Raw genomic sequence first — 314 nt, forward strand, 5'->3', positions numbered from 1 at the left:
GCGGCTTGCGGCTTCCGTTCCGGCTGCTCTGGTTGTCAGTGCAATGGTCAGCGGTTTAGCGGAGTGGTAACCTGCCGGCAGCGACATTTTGAATGCTGTTGAGTTACCTTCAGCCAGGGCGGTGCTGTCTGATACGATGGTCAGTACCTTCTTTGAAGGGTCTGTGTTATCTTTGATGTAAAGACTTGTACTACGCGCTGGCATCTTCACATCGCTCTTATTACCATCTATGAACAACGCGCCTTCATCGCTGAATACACCGTTAGGCAGCGTTTGAATAGTAGTAGTTCCATTGGTACCATTCACCGGAATGC

General features: G+C 50.3%; 1 protein-coding gene. It reads right to left on the reverse strand.

The annotated features are described in order from the left end of the window. Nucleotides 1–314, reverse strand: a 314-nt coding sequence (locus tag AC1DFM_RS34965) for a hypothetical protein (protein ID WP_477081411.1), incomplete at both ends; no start/stop codon positions are given.

The organism is Chitinophaga sp. 05T412, from assembly GCF_056396465.1.